This is a genomic window from Halopseudomonas sp. L-58 (assembly GCF_056859475.1).
Genome location: NZ_JBSXON010000056.1, coordinates 98,352 through 115,384, shown reverse-complemented (window position 1 = coordinate 115,384; position 17,033 = coordinate 98,352). Strand labels below are relative to the sequence as shown.

The following is a 17,033-nucleotide window of genomic DNA, read 5'->3' as shown; positions in this document are numbered from 1 at the left end:
TCAGGCTCCTATGACGCAGGTGCTCCCGGCGGGGCGGGCGTCGGGCTTGGCGAGCAGAATCTGTGCTGTGCCGATACCGCGCTCGCGGAAGCCACCCTCGCAGTAGCAGAGGTAGAACTCCCAGAGCCGGAAAAAGACGTCATCATACCCGAGTTGCGCCAGCTCTCCACGGTAGCGCTGCAGGTTATGGTGCCAGTGGCGCAGGGTACGGGCATAGTGCAGGCCGATGTCCTCCAGATGCAGCATCGCCAGGTCGGTGTGGCGGCGGGTCAGTTCCCCGATCAGGCTCACCGACGGCAGCGAACCGCCCGGGAAGATATAACGCTGGATAAAGTCGACGCTGCGACGTGCCTGCTCGTAGCGCTGGTCGCGCATGGTGATGGCTTGCAGCAGCATCAGCCCGTCGGGTTTGAGCAACGCGGCGCAGGCCTTGAAGTAGGTGGCAAAGTATTCGTGACCGACCGCCTCGATCATTTCGATCGAAACGAGTTTGTCGTACTGACCCTCCAGCTCGCGATAGTCCTTGAGCAGCAGGGTAATGCGGTCCTGCAGGCCGGCATCGCGGATACGCTGCTCGGTATGGTTGAACTGCTCCTGCGACAGCGTGGTGGTCGTTACCCGGCAGCCATAGTGCTGGGCGGCGTAGATTGCCATGCTGCCCCAGCCAGTGCCGATTTCCAGCAGGTGATCGTCTGGGCTCAGCTCCAGCTTGCGGCAGATCCGATCCAGCTTGTTGAGTTGGGCGTGGTGCAGATCGTCGCTGTCCGGCGGGAAGATTGCCGCCGAGTACATCATGCTGTCGTCCAGCAGGCGCGAGAACAGCTCGTTGCCCAGATCGTAGTGGGCGCTGATGTTGCGGCGTGATCCCTTGAGGCTGTTGCGGTTAAGACGGTGCAGCCACTTCAGGGCAGGTTGTCCAAGCCGGGCCAGCCCGGTCTCCATGGCATCCAGGACGTCCAGGTTGCGGACAAACAGACGGGTCACGGCGGTAAGATCCGGGCTGCTCCAGTAGCCGTTGAAGTAGGCTTCACCGGCACCTACGCTGCCGTTGCAGGCGATTTGGGTCCAGGCGGTCGGGTCATGCAGACGAATTTCTGCGTGCAGCCCGTCACTGTCAGGTTGGCCAAAGCTGAGCTCCTCATCATCGGTCTGCAGACGCAATGTGCCGCGCTTGATGGCCTGCAGCTGGCGCAGCACTGCCTGACGGCAAAGGCGTTGCAGCCAGCCGCTGCGCTCGCGGTAGTCGCTGTTGCAGGTAAGTTCAGATCTGCTCGGTTTCATTTCGGGACTCCTTGACGGGGCGCAATGGGTGCGCTGCGACCGATTGACTGGTGGGCGAATGGTCAAACAGCGGAATACGTTTGATCAGCAGGCGCAGGGCCTGCCAGTAGATGCCGGTCAGGGTACGCAGCACCATAAACGGAAACGAAAGGGCCTCGCGGCGCAGCAGGGCAGTGCTCAGCGGCTTGCGCTGCAGGCTGAGGGTGGCATCGAACAGGCGCTGATCGCCCTGCTGGTGGGCAATCTGCACCTGCACCCGCTCTCCGGGCCGGTTGAAGCGCATGTGATAGTCGGCCTGCAGCGGCAGAAACGGCGATACGTGGAAGCGTTTGTGCAGGGTAAATTGCTGCTGCTGTTGGCTCGGATCGGCTTCCATGACGTAGCAGAAGTGTTCGCCCCAGGGCGTGTTGGTCACTTCGCAGATGATGGCGCGCAGTGCGCCCTGTTGGTCGTAGCAATAGAAGAACGAGGCGGGATTGAACAGCATGCCGAAGCTGCGAACCTGGGTCAGCAGTTGCACGGCACCGTTGAGCTCCAGTTGCAGGTGATCCCTGATCAGACGCTGGGCACAGGCTTTCAGGGATTCTCCCGGCTGGCGTTCGGCGCGCAGGTAGTCGCCTTCACGAAAACGCATGGGTGACCACCAGCGGCCCGACCAGAGCTGGCTGAGGCCGAATACCTGCTGCTGCTCGTCGAGATCAAGCAACAGCAGGCTGCTGCGATAACGGAATTGATGCGCGCGCGGCTGATGCCGTCGATGCTGGAGCAACCCGCTGTACAGAGCACTTTGCAGTGCCATCAGAGTACCTCGCCAAAGTGCGACGCCACGCGCAGTGCGCTGACGACGCCATCCTCGTGAAAACCGTTGGCCCACCAGGCGCCACAGAAGAATGTGTGCTGCTTGCCCAGCAGCGTCTGCCACTGCTGTTGCGCCGCGCTGGCGGCCACGCTGAACTGCGGGTGCGCGTAGGTAAAGCGGCCGAGTATCTGTGCAGGGTCAATCTGATCGGTCTGGTTAAGGCTGACGCAGAAGGTGCGCGAGGCATCAAGACCCTGCAGGATATTCATATTGTAGGTCAGCGCTGCAGGTTGCTCCGGGTCGCCGCCAAGTCGATAGTTCCAGCTGGCCCAGGCCAGCCTGCGGCTGGGCAGCAGGCGGGTGTCGGTGTGCAGCACGACGTCGTTGTCGGCATAGCGAATGTCGCCGAGAATCGCCTGTTCCTCGGGGCTGGGTTGCTCCAGCAACTTCAGGGCCTGATCGCTGTGGCAGGCCAGTACAATCCGGTCGAAGCGTTCCTCTCCCTGGCGGCTGAGCACGGTAACGCCGGTCTCGTCACGGCGAATGCGCTGCACCGGGCAATCAAGCCGAATGTTGTCGGCAAAGGGCTTGCTCAGAGCCGGGATGTAGCTGCGTGAGCCGCCCTTGATAACCCGCCATTGCGGGCGATCATTCACCGACAGCAGGCCGTGGTTGTGAAAGAAACGGATGAAGAAGGCGAGTGGGAAATTCAGCATCTCCTTCAGCGACATCGACCAGATCGCCGAGCCCATGGGCACGATGTAATGGTCAATGAAGCGTTGGCTGTAGCGCTGCTGCTGCAGGTAGTCGCCGAGCGTCATCTGGCCATGCAGGCCGCCTGCCTCGAGGTCCGCGATGGCTTCACGGTTGAAGCGCAGGATATCCATCAGCATGCGCAGAAAACCGGGTGACAGCAGGTTGCTGCGCTGGGCGAACAGGGTGTTGAGATTGTTGCCGTTGTATTCCAGGCCGCTGCGCGGATCGCAGACGGAGAAGCTCATTTCCGTCGGCTGGGACTCAACACCAAGCTGCTCAAGCAGGCGGATGAAGTTGGGATAGGTCCAGTCGTTGAAGACGATGAACCCGGTATCGATGGCGTGACGCTGCTGGTCGATTTCGACATCGACGGTGTGGGTATGGCCGCCGATCCAGTCGCCGGCCTCAAACACCGTGACTTCGTGACGCCGGGACAGCAAATAGGCCGATACCAGGCCGGCAATACCGCTGCCGACAATTGCAATGCGCATTAGTTGGTCTCCTGACGTTGTGAGGCTGCTCCGGTCTTGCGTTTGGTCAGCGCAACGCGCAGCCAGCCTGGCAGCGCTGCCACTAGGCGAAGAATGGCAATAAAAGGACCGGGGAAGCGGATTTCGCGTTTGCCCCGTTCCAGCCCGATCAGGATGCGCTGGGCGGCCTGGGCGCTGGTCAGTTGCATGGGCATCGGGAAATCGTTGTTGGCTGTCATGGGCGTCTCGACGAATCCGGGGCTGACCAGGGTGGTGGCGATCCCTTCGTCGACCAGATCGAGCTCCAGCGATTGCATCAGGTAGCGCAGAGCGGCCTTGGACGCACCATAGGCTTCGGCGCGGGGCAGCGGCAGATAGGTGACGCTGCTGCCAACCGCAACCAGACGTGGCTGGGTTCCACGGCGCAGCAGGGGCAGGGCGGCTTCGATGCAGTTGGCGGTCGCCAGCACGTTAACCTGCATGACCCGCTCGACCAGGCTGGCGGAAAACGCGGGCAGCTCCATGTATTCACAGGCCCCCGCATTGAGAATGGCCCAGTCCAGAGCGCCCCAGGCCGCGTCGATCTGTTCTGCGATCTCTCCAATCGCATCGCGGTCGGTCAGGTCGGCCGTGATGACCAGTATTTGTCCCGGGTAACGGGCTGCCAGTTCGAGCAAGGGTTCACGTCGGCGTGCGGTCAAGGCCAGACGGTGGCCCTCGGCGGCCAGCAGTTCCGCCAGTGCCAGGCCGATACCGCTGGACGCGCCGGTGAGCCAGATTCTGCGTTGCAGGTTCATGTCATTCGCCTCTTCATCCAGCGGATCAGTGTGCCAAGCACCGGCACATGCTCGTACAGCAGGGTGCCGGCATCGTAGTGGTCGATATGTCGGTAGGCCTTGCCCTCGCGAAACCAGACCTGACTGACGCCGGGCACCTGGATGGGACGGCCGCCGGCCAGCCTGGGGTGGCGATAGGTCATGGTCCAGCACAGCAGCGCCTGCTCGTCGTCGATCGGGCTCAGCTGGGTGAAATCGAAGTGCAGGGCGCTGACGTTTTCATAGAGATTGGCGCAGTAGCCTTGCAAGGCGGCGAGCCCGAAGACGTCGTGGATCGGGTCGCTGAAGTGGACGTCCGAGTGATAAATCTGCTCCAGAATATCCAGGTTGTCGCGGTCGATGGCGGCAAACCGTTGAGCAAAACTGGCGATCAGGCTGCGGTCAATCATGCCATCTCTCCTGCATTGCGGAAGGCGTCGATTGCGCGCTGGCGGCTGCTGCGCAGGTCCACAATCGGACGCGGATAGGCAGTGGCGGAAAACAGGTCAGCGGCGGGTGGCAGGTGGATCTGGCTGGCTGGCAGGTGCGCCAGCTCCGGGACCCATTCACGGATGAAGCTGCCATCGGGATCGAACTTCTCGGACTGGCTGACCGGATTGAACACCCTGAAGTAGGGGGCCGCGTCGGTGCCGGTCGATGCGCTCCACTGCCAGCCGCCGTTATTGGCGGCGAGGTCGCCGTCGATCAGGTGCTGCATGAACCAGCGCTCGCCTTCGCGCCAGTCGATCAGCAGATTCTTGGTCAGGAACATGGCGCTGACCATGCGCAGTCGGTTGTGCATCCAGCCGGTGGCAAGCAACTGGCGCATGGCCGCATCGACCAGCGGAATACCGGTTCGGCCTTCTTTCCAAGCGGCCAGGCCGTGCGGATCGTCGCGCCAGGCGACGTTTTCGGTCTCCGGCTTGAACGCGCGGTGGCGCGAAACGTGCGGATAGCACACCAGAATGTGTTTGTAGAACTCACGCCAGAGCAGTTCGTTGATCCAGCTCACGGCACCACTGCTGCCTGTGTCGAACTCGCCTCCGTTGGCCTGCAGCGCAGCGTGCAGGCACTGACGGGGCGACAGTACGCCAGCGACCAGATAGGGCGACAACCGGCTGGTGGCGTCCAGATCGGGACGGTTGCGATCTTCTGCGTAGTCGTCGATGAGCTGATTGCAGAACAGCTGCAGGCGCTCTGCTGCAGCCCGCTCGCCAGCCGGCCAGCGTTGCTGCAGTGCGGGTTCGGCAGGGGCAAAGTCGCCGAATTGTTCGGGAACAGACGAAGCCCGCAACGCCAGCTGCGCTTGCTTGGCGGGTGCCGGCAGCAGGCTGGGCAGTTGCTGGTGCAGTCGGGTGTAGGCCTGACGACGGAACTGGCTGTAGACCTTGTACATGCCGCCACTTTGAGTGGTCAGACTGCCCGGCGCGAACAGCAGTTGGTCGGTATAGCGCTGACAGGTCAGGCCGGCAGCGGCAAAGGCCTCGCTGACGGCGTCGTCACGCCGCTGTTCGTGAATACCGTACTCATCATTGAAGTGCAGGGCGCTGGCACCGGTCTTGCGGGCCAGCTCCAGCAGCAGTGTCGGGCAGTCGCTCCAGGCGTCGGCATGCAGAATCTGCAGTGGTATGTGCCGTTGTGACAGCTCATCGGTCAGCGCCTGCAGGTTGCGGCGCCAGAAGTCGATCTTGACGGGTGCATCATCGTGGGCTCGCCAGTCGTTGGCGGTGACGATAAAAACCGCCACTGCCGGTCCGCTCTGACTGGCATGCCAGAGCGCCTGGTTGTCGGTAATGCGCAAGTCGGCGCGGAGCCAGCACAGTTGCAGGTTGTTGCTCAAATCACTCTCCCGTCGGGCGGGCGGGACCTCCGCTCCGCTTTACTGGTTTTACTAAATGGCGTTACGCAGGCTCAGCTCAGGTGGGTGCGGCTGCAGATAGGCCTGTTGCAGCAGATAGGGGTCCGGGTGACGCAGCAAATGGTGTTGCAGCAGGGTCATGGGCACTACCAGCGGCACCACGCCGTTGCGATAACGCCCAATCAGTTGCTGCAGCTCGGCTTTTTCCGGCGGGTTGAGCACCCGCTTGAAGTGGCCGGCAACGTGCTGCAGCACGTTGCTGTGGCCGCGACGACTGGCCGGGCGACGCAGCGCCGTCATCAATTCGCTGAAGTACGCTGTTGCAGTCTGTTCCAATTGCTCGCCCTTCCCCGGATTGGCCAGCAGTTGACCCATGCGCTTGTAGCCGGGTGCCTGGTGGGCCATCAGCAGGTATTTGTGTTTGGCGTGAAAAGCCAGCAGGTTGCTGGCGCTAAGGCCGTCGCGAAGCAACTGTTGCCAGTCAGCGTAGACGATTACGCGGTTGACGAAGTTCTCGCGCAGTACCGGGTCGTGGAGGCGGCCTTCCTCTTCCACCGGGAGCAGCGGGTTGTGCTGCATGAGGCGAGCGGTGAAAACGCCCTGGCCGGTCGCTGATGCGGGGTGGCCGCTTTCTTCATAGACCTTGACCCGCTCCATGCCGCAGCTGGGGGATTTCTGCATGACGATAAAGCCGCACAGGTCATTGCTGCCCGCGTGAACTTCGTCGGCGTAGTGTTGCAGTGCCTCGGTCACATCCATGTCACGGTTCACCGTGCCAACAGCACGGGGAGCGGTCGGGTCGCCGACCAGCCTGATAGGCTTGCGCGGTGTGCCCAGACCGATGGCCACTTCCGGGCAAACCGGTCGCAGATCGAAGAGGGCGCCCAGTTGATCAGTGCACAGGCGTGAATGCTTGTGGCCGGCGTTGAAGCGGACGGGATCGCCAATCAGGCACTGGCTGATACCGACTGGAATGCGTGCACTGGATCTGGGTTGCATGGCTGCTCTCCTGTACAACAATTTTCTGTTTGTACAAGGATAAGCCCGATTCAAGTATTTTTGTACAAGTTTATTGACCGTCCGTCAGTGGATTCTGCTGACGAACGGTCTGCCACTGATCAGTGGTGGCCCAATACCGCTTGAGCCGCATGGCGACCGCTGAGCCACGCACCCTCCAACCGTCCTGCCAGACACCAGTCGCCGCAGGCGTAAAGCCCGAGATCGGGCGCCGCCAGCGCGCCCCAGTCGCAATCCTCGGCGGGTCGCGCGTATAGCCAGCGGTGGGCCTGCAGCAGTTGCGCTGGGGGCAACGGCGTCTGCAAAGCTTCGCCCAGTGCGTGCAGCAACAGGCCGGCAACTTCGGCCGGAGGCGTATCGAGATGCTGCTGCGCCCATTGCGGCGTGGACTGCAATACCCAGTTACAGTTTTCGGCGCGTCCGGGCTTACTGTGGTTGGCACAAATCCAGTCGAGCGGGCCGGTGCGCACAAAGGCGGCATCCACATCGGTGTCCAGCGGTTGGGCGAAGCCGACTGAGACTGCCCAGCCCGGTTCCATGGCCATCTGTTCGGCGGCGCGGGCCAACTGCGGTGCGGCGGCCAGCAGCGGCGCGGCCTGCGGTGCCGGGGTTGCGACTATGACCCGGTCGAACGGCCCATATTGGCCCTCTTCGCTGTCAACCAGTATCCAGCCCTGATCGTGCTGCTCAAGCCTGGTAATGCGCACCGAACCGCGCAGCGTCAGGTTGCCCAGCAACCCGCGGCTGAGGGCGGTCATCCGCGGGCTGCCAACGTAGCGGTCCTGCTCGTCGTCGGAGGGGTGGATGCCGTGTTCATCGATGCGACACAGGCGGGGCTGCCAGCGTGCTACCCATCCCTGTTCGTACCAGGACTCAACCTCGGCGCGGAATGCATGGTGGCGTGCGGTGAAATACTGGGTGCCGATGTCGAACTCGCCATGATCGGTTCGCTTGCTGGTCATGCGGCCGCCGGTACCGCGGCTTTTGTCGAACAGCTCAACGGCGATGCCGGCTTCGTCGAGTACACGGGCGGCACTGATACCGGCCATGCCGGCGCCGATTATGGCTACGCTGGTAGGTAGGGACATACTGGATCCTGATTTGGGTTTTGTGGTCGATGATAGGCAAACTTGTGCAAAAGGCTATACAAGTTTTTTCATTTGTATAGCATTGTGGGCCGTTCGAGGATAGCGTGTGTCATGCTGTTTTCGTCGAGAGTAGCCCTGCCGTGCGGATGTCCGTGCCGGGGTACCAACTGAGCCGGGTGCGGCGGGGAGGTCGAAGATGAAGGTATTGCTGACTGGAGCGACAGGGCTGATCGGTCGCCGGTTGTGCCGCCAGTTGCTTGAGGCTGGACACGAACTGGTGGTGTGGAGCCGGCGTCCGGCCCAGGTCCCGGCCCTGTGTGGCGAGGCAGTGCGTGGCATCGCGAGCCTGGATCAGCTGGACCAGGAGGCGCTGGATGCGGTGATCAATCTGGCCGGTGCACCCGTTGCCGACCGGCCCTGGACCCAGGCGCGCAAGGCCTTGCTCTGGGAAAGCCGGGTGTCTCTGACTGAGGAGCTGGTGCGCTGGCTGGGCGCGCGGAGCCAGCGGCCGCAGGTGCTGGTCAGTGCATCGGCCATTGGCTGGTTTGGGGATGGCGCAGATCAATTGCTGACGGAAGCCAGTGCGCCGCAGGTAGAATATACCCACACGTTGTGTGATGCCTGGGAGCAGGCTGCCAAGCGCGCGGGCTCATACGGTATTCGTGTGTGTGTGCTGCGCATTGGTCTTGTCGTTGCACCGGATGGCGGGTTTTTGCAGCGCATGCGCTTGCCTTTCAGCCTGGGACTGGGTGGTCGGCTTGGTTCGGGGGAGCAGTACATGTCCTGGATTCACCATCAGGATATCGAGGCGATGCTGCAGTGGCTGATGGAATCGCCGGACTGCCGCGGCGTCTATAACGGCACTGCGCCCAACCCGGTGAGTAACCTGGAGTTCACCAAAACGCTGGGTAAGGTGCTCGGGCGGCCGACGATTCTGCCCGTGCCGGGAGTGGCTCTGAAGCTGGTGCTGGGGGAAATGTCGCGGCTGTTGCTGACTGGTCAGCGCGTGGTGCCGGCGCGGGCGCAGGAAGCCGGGTTCTGTTTCAGGTTCCGTCATCTGGAGACCGCTCTGGCGGATGTCCTGCAGTGAGCGGAGTGTCCCTTTTTTGTTTTTGTCTGCTGGAGTGAATTGATGTCTGATCGTGGGGTACTGCTGGTTAACCTGGGCTCGCCGAGCAGCACGCAGGTCGCCGATGTGAAGCGTTATCTGAACCAGTTTCTGATGGATCCCTATGTCGTTGACCTGCCCTGGCCGCTGCGGCGCCTGTTGGTCAGCCTGATTCTGGCTACCCGGCCCAAGGCATCTGCGCATGCCTATGCCTCCATCTGGTGGGATGAGGGTTCACCGCTGGTGGTCATCAGCCGTCGGGTACAGCAGGCTCTGCAGCAGCGGCTCGACATGCCGGTCGAACTGGCGATGCGCTATGGTGAGCCCTCGATTGAGCAGGGGCTGCTGGCGCTGGCACAGCGGCCAGGCGTGCGCGAGGTGCTGTTCATGCCGCAGTATCCGCAACATGCCGACAGCACCATCACCACCTCGGTTGAAGAGGCCAAGCGGGTGATCGCCAAACACGGTCTGGACCTCAAGCTCAATGTGGTACCGGCGTTCTATAACCGGCCGGAGTATATCGCCGCGCTGGCGCAGTCGGTGCAGCCTTATCTGGCAGAGGGATTTGACCATCTGTTGCTCAGCTATCACGGACTGCCGGAGCGGCACCTGCGCAAGGCTGATCCGACCGGCTCCCATTGTCTGGCCAGCGGCGATTGCTGCGAACGGGCGTCTGCAGCCACGGCAACCTGCTATCGGGCCCACTGCAGCCATGTCAGTCGGGAACTGGCGGCTGCCTTGGGGCTGGAATCGGCGCAGTGGTCACAGGCCTTCCAGTCCAGACTGGGCCGTGACAAGTGGATTGAGCCCTACACTGAAGCGCGTATCGACGAGTTGGCCGCACAGGGCGTCAAGCGCCTGCTGGTGGCCTGCCCGGCCTTTGTTGCCGACTGCATCGAAACTCTGGAGGAGATCGGTGATCGTGCCCGCGAGCAATTTATTGCAGCGGGTGGCGAGGAGCTGGTACTGATTCCCTGTCTGAACGATCAGCCGCAGTGGATCGACGTGCTGGCCGCTTGGGCGCGCGAGACGCCTGCGCTGGCCTGAGCTGGCGATGGCCCCAGCCCAGTCTGGCAGTGGCGAGGCGCGCTAGTCGCGCTTCAGCCACTGTGACAGGGCTAGATGCAGTCCAAGCCCGATCAGCACACCTCCCATCAGCCGGTCGAACCAGTGGCCCAACCGATTGAAGGTACGGCGTACGACCTCCCGACTGAACAGCATGGCGACCAGACAGAACCAGGCTCCGGTCGCGAACGCCAGATAAACCCCGTAGCCGGCCTGCACCAGCAACGGCGTGTCATGGCTGATGACTGCCGTGAACAGTGACAGGAAGAACAGGGTGGCCTTGGGGTTCAAGCCGTTGGTAATGAAACCCTGTACGAATGCCTGTCGTGCCGATAAACGGCTGGTCTCGGACAATGCGCTATCCGCTGAAGCAGGCTGGGCCTGCAGGGCGCGAAAGCCGATATAGAGCAGGTACGCCGCCGCCAGCAGCTTCATCAGATTGAACAGCCACACCGACTGCGACACAATCAGGCCAATGCCCAGCAGCGAATAGGCTACGTGCACAAAGATGCCCAGACCAATGCCTATTGCCGTATACAGACCAACGCGGTGGCCTGCGCTGACGCTGTTGCGGATGACGACGGCAAAGTCAGGGCCGGGGCTGATCACCGCCAGCAGGTGGACCAGAGCCACCAGCAGAAACTCATTCAGGTACATGGGCGTTCTCCTTGGAGCGGTGAGTTTACCCGTCCAACGCGCCAGCAGACAGGTACAGTCAAGATGCAACACGAACTCTCTACAGTCTTTCTCGACCGCGCTACGCTGGATCTGGGCGATCTTGATCTGACAGCACTGGAGCAAGCCTGCGCCTCCTTCACCAGCTATCCCCGGACCAGCCCGCAGCAGACGGCCGAACGGCTTGCGGGGAGGCAGGTCGTCATCACCAACAAGGTGGTGATTGACCGGGCAATGATGCAGGCCAACCCGCACCTGAAGCTGATCCTGATCGCCGCAACCGGCACCAATAATGTCGACCTGCAGGCGGCGCGGGAGCTGGATATCGTGGTCTGCAATTGCCAGGCTTACGGCACGCCGGCGGTAGCTCAGCACACATTGATGCTGATGCTGGTACTGATCACCCGGTTCGAGTCCTACCGTCATGCAGTGCGTGACGGTGAGTGGCAGCGCAGCGAGCAGTTCTGTCTGCTGGATTACCCGATTGGCGAACTGGCAGGGCGAACGCTGGGCATTCTGGGTTACGGCGAACTGGGGCAGGCGGTCGCTCGTTTGGCCGAGGCCTTTGGCATGAAGGTACTGGTTGGCTCCCTGCCGGGACGTGAACGCAGCGGACGTCCTGCAATCACCGATTTGCTGCCGCAGATCGATGTGCTGAGCCTGCATTGTCCGCTGACCGAGCAAACCCGTGATCTGATAGGTGAAGCTGAACTTGCCCTGATGAAGCCCGGCAGCTTGCTGATCAACACCGGACGCGGAGGACTGGTCAACGAGAAGGCGCTTGCCGCCGCCTTGCGCGATGGCCATCTGGCCGGCGCCGCCTGTGATGTCCTGACGGTTGAGCCGCCGGTAAACGGAAATCCGTTGCTGGATAACAGCATACCGAATCTGGTCGTCACCCCGCACAGCGCCTGGGGCAGTCGGGAGGCCCGTCAACGTATCGTCGGGCAGCTGGAAGCCAACCTGCACAGCTTTGTGTCCGGTCGGCCACAACGTCAGGTCAATCCCTGACGGGATGTTATCGCGATCACATCAGGCGGGCCTGGCTCACCCATAGGGGTGAGGTTGCCGCGGGCTGATCACCCTAGGATGGGGCCGTCAACGGATGACGTTCGCCGCGTAGCTGCAGTCCGGCAGATCCGCCAAATGGATTTGGCTCAAGGATTCAGCCGTCATGGCTTACCACTCTCGCGCTGCCGCGGCCGGCGGCCAGCGCGGCTTCTCTCTCATTGAAGTCCTGATTGCCCTGCTGCTGGTTGCTCTGGGCGTGCTTGGGGCTGCGGCGCTTCAGCTCAACGCCCTGCGCTACACCCAGGACAGCGCCTATCGTGCCCAGGCGGCCCTGCTGGTAACCGATCTGCTGGAGCGCATGCGTGCCAATCCCGATCAGCGCGCGCTTTACGCCGGCAGCATCGCTGGCGAGTGCACAGAGGAATTCGACCCGCCGCTGTCGGTGCTGGAACAGGATCGGATCGACTTCGCCAGTGGCGTGACCTGTCAGTTGCCGCAGGGACGCGCGCGGATAACGGTGGATGGCAAGGCCGTGAGCGTGCGTGTCAGTTGGTCACAGGCGCGCATCGAGGGCAGCACGGACGACGAACTGGTGCTCGCCGTGCAGCTGGGCGGTGGGGCATGACGGGATCTTTGCGCGGGTTCGGTCTGGTTGAACTGATGGTCGCGATGCTGCTCGGTTTGACGCTGGTGCTGGCGCTGGTCCAGTACCTTGCAAGCAGCCGGCAAACCTGGTTGTGGCAGCAGCAGAGTGCACGGATGCAGGAGGACGCACGCTATGTGCTGGGGCGCCTGTCCCGTGACCTGCGGGCCAGTGGCAGTTACGGCTGTCTGGATCTGGAGCAGGCGTTACCGGGAGGACTGCCGGAGGTGCTGGCCCGGCCGGTGCGTTTTGAGCAGGGAGTGCTGACGCTGATTACCGGTTTACCTGTGCAGCCTGTCTTTGAGACACCACAAACGATTCGAGCCGCCGATTATGGCGCACGCTGGCTGCTGGCGGGCGACTGCCGGCAGCGGGTCAGTCTGGGCGAGGAGCATACCCTGATGGTGCTGCCGGGCGACTGGCTGGTGCCGCTGCGTCAGATCGACTACCGGCAACAGGGAGGGCGAATTCAGGTTCGGGTCAATGGTGTCGGCAACTTTGAAACGCTGATCGAGCACGTTGCACGCTTCGAGCCCGGGTTCGCACTGGCGGAGAATATCGGCAACGTTGGGGTATCCGGGAGCTATCAGGCTACCCTGAGCAGCGCTGAGCAGGCACGTCTGCGCAGTGTGCGTATCGAGCTGGCGCTGGAGCCTGGCGCGTCTGGTGTGAGTGTGGGCTCTGGGCGTGGGCAGGTATTTCGCCAGGTCACGCGTCTGCGCAATCGGCCGGATGGGTTCGTCAATGAATAGCCGGCAGTCGGGCAGTGTGCTGCCCATTACTCTGATCTGTCTGCTGGCCCTGACAATCGGTGCGTTGGCGGCGAGCAGCTCGGCCCGTATTCAGCAGCAACAGGCGGCCAATCTGATGTTGGCGACGCGCTGCTTTCAGGCGGCGGAAAGCGCCATGCGTGAGCTTGAGAGCGAGCTGGCTACAGGTGAACTTGGGGTCCCTGCGCAGCCCTGTGACGGAATGCAGTGTTCCGCCGTGCCGAGTCCGGACGAGGATGGCTGGCGCCGGCGGCAGTCTGCCGGTGCGGTAGATGTTCGTTACCGAATTGAGTGGGTGGGTACCAGCCGCATGCCTGCTCAGCTGGAGGTAAGCGGCGAAAGTCGTGTTTACCGGCTTCAGGTCGACGCAAGGCTGGGGCGCAGCCGCCGGCAACTGGAGGCGATCTATGCCTATACCTTACGCTAGCAGCAGCTTTGCCGGAGTTGCTTTCGGCCTGTTGCTGAGTGCCCCTGCTGCCGGCTTTGAGCCTATGAGTCGGGCGTACAGGTCGCAAGCGGCAGTCCCGGCCAACGTGGTTATCCTGCTCGACAGCTCCAGCAGCATGGCGATGACCATGATGGGTGAACAGAGCCGTTTGCAGGTTGCCCGCGAGGCGGTGTGGCGATTGCTGCATCAGCAGCGCAACACGCGCTTTGGTCTGTTTGCGTTCAATTCGTCCAGCGGTATCGGTACTTCACGGGAAACGGCGGGCGGCCGGTTGCTGGTTGAGGTGGCTGGTATCTCGCCCGGCATTGCCGGTGAGGAGCATCTGCGCCGGCTGGAGCAGGCACTGGACGCTCTGGCGCCTGACACCGGTACCAATCCCGATCTTTATACCTGGACGCCACTGGCGGAAACCCATTACGAAATCAGCCGCTACCTGCGTGGCATGGATTCGTTTTACAACCCCGCACAGGCCACCTACAGCAGCCCCCTGCAGTGGCGCTGCCAGCCAAGCGCTGCGCTGCTGATTACCGATGGCTTGCCCACCTACGACAGCCAGTTCCCTACCTCGGGGGATCAGGATCCGGCCGGCCTGCTGTCTGCTTCGGGTGGCCACTACGGGTTGCCCGACTGGGACGGCAATGCCGATAACGATGCAAATGGTGAGCCGCTGCATCAGCCTGGCAGCACCTTCTACCTCGATGATGTGGCTGCCTTTGCCCGCGATCTGGATCTGCGCAGCGGCGGCCAGGATGCCGCCGGTGCGAGTTGGGATGACCCGCTTCACCCGCGTCAGTCTCTACGTACCCATGTGCTGGGGTTTGCCATCGACGACGTAAGATTGCGCTCTGCAGCACTGGCTGGCGGTGGGTTGTATCGGACGGTTAAGGACACAGGCGAACTCGGGGTCGCGTTGACCCAGATGATCAGCGAATCGTCGGAGCCGCGTCTGCTGTTGAGTCAGAGACTGGATCTGACGTCTTCCGATAGCGAGGTTGATGAGGCGCTGCTGCTGCAAATTTACCAGTCAGCGGACGGTGTCGGTGGTGAGGTCCAGCTCCGAACCCTTGATGCTGTCGGAGCGCCAGCGCAGCTCCACTGGAGCACTGAGCAGGCCTACGCCCGCGACGCTCCGCGCGGCCGACTTCAGACCTGGTGGCGGGCGGCCGGCTCGGCGGGTGTGCTGGCGCTGGATGGGGCAACCTATGCTGCTCTGGGAAGAGAACAGCGGCAGCTGCTGGAGGAGATGGCGACGGATTTGCTTGGCGAGTCGGCAGACGGAGGCCAGCAAATGCTGAACTGGTTGCGTGGGGAGCCGGTTGCCGGCCTGCGCCAGCGGCAGAACCTGCTTGGCGATCCCGGACGCTACGGGCCGGTCCTGCTGCCGGCCGGGGCGCCCTTGAACACCTCAGCGGATGGCGGCTACGCGGACTATTTAGGTGAGCGGGCACAGCTTGGCGATCTGCTGCTGTTGGGCAGCAACGACGGCTTCCTGCACGTGGTAGGGGTTGGTGGCGAGCGCCTCTACAGCTATTTCGTGGCCGCGTTATTGCCCTCACTGCGAGCCTGGGCTGCAGTGGATTATTCTGCGTCACACTCCCATCGCGCAGGTGTTGACGGACGCATTGCGCTGGCTGATCTGCGCCATGATGGTGACTGGCACACGCTCGCTGCTGCGGGGCTTGGCGCCGGTGGTCGGGGGCTGATCATGTTGCGACTGTTTGCTGAGGCGCCGGGGCAAACATACCCTGAGGCGCTTTGGGAGCATGATGCCAGCGAGCCGGAGTGGGCCGCGTTGGGGCACGTCTACGCTGCGCCCCTGTTCATGGAGCGGGCAGGCCGCGATCTGTTGTTGACCGGAAACGGGTATGGCAGCGCTGCCGGCCAGGCCGCACTGCTGGTGATCGATGCGCTGAGCGGCGAGCTGGTTCGCCAGCTTGATCTGCCCGCCCGTCCCGGCCTTGGCAGTGACAATGGTCTGTCGGCGCTGATGCTGGAACGTGACAGTCGGGGACGTCCTGTTGCCGCTTATGGTGGCGACCTGCATGGCCAGCTCTGGCAGTTCGATCTCTCGGCGGATGATCCGACTGACTGGCAGATCGGCAATCAGGGCGCCCCCCTGTTTCGTGCGGAGCCCGGCCAGCCGCTCACGGCGGCGCCGGTCCTGTCCTACAGCGCAGCGGCCCGGGCCGATCTGCTGTTGATAGGGAGCGGCCGACTGCTGGATGTAAGTGATCCCGGCAGCACCGAGGAGCAGGCATTTTATGCGGTGCGCCGCCAGCCCACCGAGCTGGGGCAAACCCTGTCCCCCCGCGATTTGCATGCTCAGCGGCTGCTGGGCGGTTCGCAGTCCGGCATGCGGCAGGCCTCCGGCGAGTCCGTGGACTGGCGTTTCAAGGCAGGCTGGTATCTGCCTCTGTCGGTGGGAGAACGCTCGGCGGAGCGGGTTACATCGCCGGCGATGGTGCAGGGCGGTCGGGTGGTGTTTACCACGGTGACACCGCAAGGGCAGGATCCCGATCCCTGTGTCTCGACGGCGGGCGGCTGGTTGATGATGCTGACCCTGGATGACGGTGCCATGCCGCCCCATGCCACCCTGGACACTAATCGTGACCGGCGAGTGGATGACAGCGACCCGCTTGCCGCCGGCCAGGTTCTGGATATCGGTCTGCCGCTTGGGCTGCAGATGACGCGCGGGCATACCACAGAGCCGCTGCCGCCGGCCGGGTGTGAGGGCGAGCACTATCGGGTGGCGGGCAGTGCCGGTGTGACCGAGCTGCTGGCGCAGGGGCAGTGCCAGTTGACCCGCATCCATTGGTGGCAGCTGCAATGAAGGCTCCGCGCGGCTTCAGTCTGCTTGAGCTTCTGATCACGCTGGTTGTGGCCGGCCTGTTGGCCAGCCTCGCCTATCCGTCCTATCTCAATCACGTACGCAACGCCCAGCGCGTCGAGGTGAGCGCGTTACTGATGGAGAATGCGCAGCGGCTGGAGCGTCTTTACGCCAGTAGCGGGCGCTATGATCAGGGGGATGTGGCAGGGCTGCATGGGCAGAGTCCGGCTCGCGGGCGCGCCGTATACCGGTTGGCGGTGCAACGGCAGGCGCAAACCTTTGTGCTGACGGCAGTGGCAGAGGCGGAGGGGATCATGGCCGCAGACGTGTGCGCTGCGTACAGCCTCAATCAGGCGGGGCAACGGACGCCAGCAGATGCGCTCTGCTGGCGTCGTTGAGGTC

Annotated in this window: 17 protein-coding genes; 8 read left to right on the top strand and 9 right to left on the bottom strand. The window is 62.9% G+C overall.

Annotated features, from left to right (window positions below; translation table 11 throughout):
• The 8 genes from AC13EY_RS08545 to AC13EY_RS08510 all read right to left on the bottom strand — a co-directional run bounded on the left by AC13EY_RS08545 (position 1) and on the right by AC13EY_RS08510 (position 8,084).
• The gene (locus tag AC13EY_RS08545) at positions 1–1,281 is read right to left on the bottom strand and encodes an SAM-dependent methyltransferase (protein ID WP_228246626.1); all 1,281 of its coding nucleotides are present in this window, start codon (positions 1,279–1,281) and stop codon (positions 1–3) included.
• The gene (locus AC13EY_RS08540; protein ID WP_228246627.1) at positions 1,262–2,080 is read right to left on the bottom strand and encodes a DUF1365 domain-containing protein; all 819 of its coding nucleotides are present in this window, start codon (positions 2,078–2,080) and stop codon (positions 1,262–1,264) included. The genes AC13EY_RS08545 and AC13EY_RS08540 overlap by 20 nt, the downstream gene beginning before the upstream one ends.
• Positions 2,080–3,327 (bottom strand): NAD(P)/FAD-dependent oxidoreductase, encoded by a 1,248-nt coding sequence (locus tag AC13EY_RS08535; RefSeq protein WP_228246628.1) that lies wholly within the window; start codon positions 3,325–3,327, stop codon positions 2,080–2,082. Before AC13EY_RS08535 ends, AC13EY_RS08540 begins: the two co-directional genes overlap by 1 nt.
• Positions 3,327–4,103, bottom strand: coding sequence for an SDR family NAD(P)-dependent oxidoreductase (locus AC13EY_RS08530; RefSeq protein WP_228246629.1), 777 nt, complete (start codon positions 4,101–4,103; stop codon positions 3,327–3,329). Before AC13EY_RS08530 ends, AC13EY_RS08535 begins: the two co-directional genes overlap by 1 nt.
• Positions 4,100–4,531, bottom strand: a complete 432-nt coding sequence (locus AC13EY_RS08525) for a nuclear transport factor 2 family protein (RefSeq protein WP_228246630.1) — start codon at positions 4,529–4,531, stop codon at positions 4,100–4,102. Before AC13EY_RS08525 ends, AC13EY_RS08530 begins: the two co-directional genes overlap by 4 nt.
• Entirely contained in the window at positions 4,528–5,949 is a 1,422-nt protein-coding gene (phrB, locus tag AC13EY_RS08520) for a deoxyribodipyrimidine photo-lyase (protein ID WP_228246692.1), read from the bottom strand. Before phrB ends, AC13EY_RS08525 begins: the two co-directional genes overlap by 4 nt.
• Before the next feature lie 63 nt (positions 5,950–6,012).
• Positions 6,013–6,978 carry a YbgA family protein gene (locus AC13EY_RS08515; protein ID WP_228246631.1) on the bottom strand — a complete coding sequence of 322 codons (966 nt, stop codon included), beginning with the start codon at positions 6,976–6,978 and terminating at the stop codon, positions 6,013–6,015.
• A gap of 119 nt (positions 6,979–7,097) precedes the next feature.
• Complete coding sequence (locus AC13EY_RS08510; RefSeq protein ID WP_228246632.1) at positions 7,098–8,084, bottom strand: NAD(P)/FAD-dependent oxidoreductase; 987 nt, start codon at positions 8,082–8,084, stop codon at positions 7,098–7,100.
• Positions 8,085–8,280: 196 nt separating this feature from the next.
• On the opposite strand from AC13EY_RS08510, the gene AC13EY_RS08505 reads away from it, so the two are divergent.
• Positions 8,281–9,174: a TIGR01777 family oxidoreductase gene (locus tag AC13EY_RS08505; protein ID WP_228246633.1), complete on the top strand. Its 894-nt coding sequence runs from the start codon at positions 8,281–8,283 to the stop codon at positions 9,172–9,174.
• A gap of 42 nt (positions 9,175–9,216) precedes the next feature.
• Positions 9,217–10,239 carry a ferrochelatase gene (gene hemH / locus AC13EY_RS08500; protein WP_228246634.1) on the top strand — a complete coding sequence of 341 codons (1,023 nt, stop codon included), beginning with the start codon at positions 9,217–9,219 and terminating at the stop codon, positions 10,237–10,239.
• Between the two features lie 42 nt (positions 10,240–10,281).
• On the opposite strand, the gene AC13EY_RS08495 is transcribed toward hemH, so the two are convergent.
• On the bottom strand, positions 10,282–10,914 hold the full coding sequence (locus AC13EY_RS08495; protein ID WP_228246635.1) for a LysE family translocator: 633 nt from the start codon (positions 10,912–10,914) through the stop codon (positions 10,282–10,284).
• Positions 10,915–10,977: 63 nt separating this feature from the next.
• Between AC13EY_RS08495 and AC13EY_RS08490 the strand changes: the two genes are divergently transcribed.
• The 6 genes from AC13EY_RS08490 (at position 10,978) to AC13EY_RS08465 (ending at position 17,029) form a co-directional block, all read left to right on the top strand.
• Positions 10,978–11,943 carry a 2-hydroxyacid dehydrogenase gene (locus tag AC13EY_RS08490; RefSeq protein ID WP_228246636.1) on the top strand — a complete coding sequence of 322 codons (966 nt, stop codon included), beginning with the start codon at positions 10,978–10,980 and terminating at the stop codon, positions 11,941–11,943.
• A 163-nt stretch (positions 11,944–12,106) separates the two neighbouring features.
• On the top strand, positions 12,107–12,568 hold the full coding sequence (gene pilV, locus AC13EY_RS08485) for a type IV pilus modification protein PilV (RefSeq protein WP_228246637.1): 462 nt from the start codon (positions 12,107–12,109) through the stop codon (positions 12,566–12,568).
• Positions 12,565–13,338, top strand: coding sequence for a PilW family protein (locus AC13EY_RS08480; protein WP_228246638.1), 774 nt, complete (start codon positions 12,565–12,567; stop codon positions 13,336–13,338). The genes pilV and AC13EY_RS08480 overlap by 4 nt, the downstream gene beginning before the upstream one ends.
• Positions 13,331–13,783: a pilus assembly PilX family protein gene (locus AC13EY_RS08475; RefSeq protein WP_482877628.1), complete on the top strand. Its 453-nt coding sequence runs from the start codon at positions 13,331–13,333 to the stop codon at positions 13,781–13,783. The genes AC13EY_RS08480 and AC13EY_RS08475 overlap by 8 nt, the downstream gene beginning before the upstream one ends.
• The gene (locus tag AC13EY_RS08470) at positions 13,764–16,634 is read left to right on the top strand and encodes a pilus assembly protein (protein WP_482877627.1); all 2,871 of its coding nucleotides are present in this window, start codon (positions 13,764–13,766) and stop codon (positions 16,632–16,634) included. The genes AC13EY_RS08475 and AC13EY_RS08470 overlap by 20 nt, the downstream gene beginning before the upstream one ends.
• Entirely contained in the window at positions 16,631–17,029 is a 399-nt protein-coding gene (locus AC13EY_RS08465; RefSeq protein WP_228246641.1) for a type IV pilin protein, read from the top strand. Before AC13EY_RS08470 ends, AC13EY_RS08465 begins: the two co-directional genes overlap by 4 nt.
• The last annotated feature ends 4 nt before the right edge of the window (positions 17,030–17,033 follow it).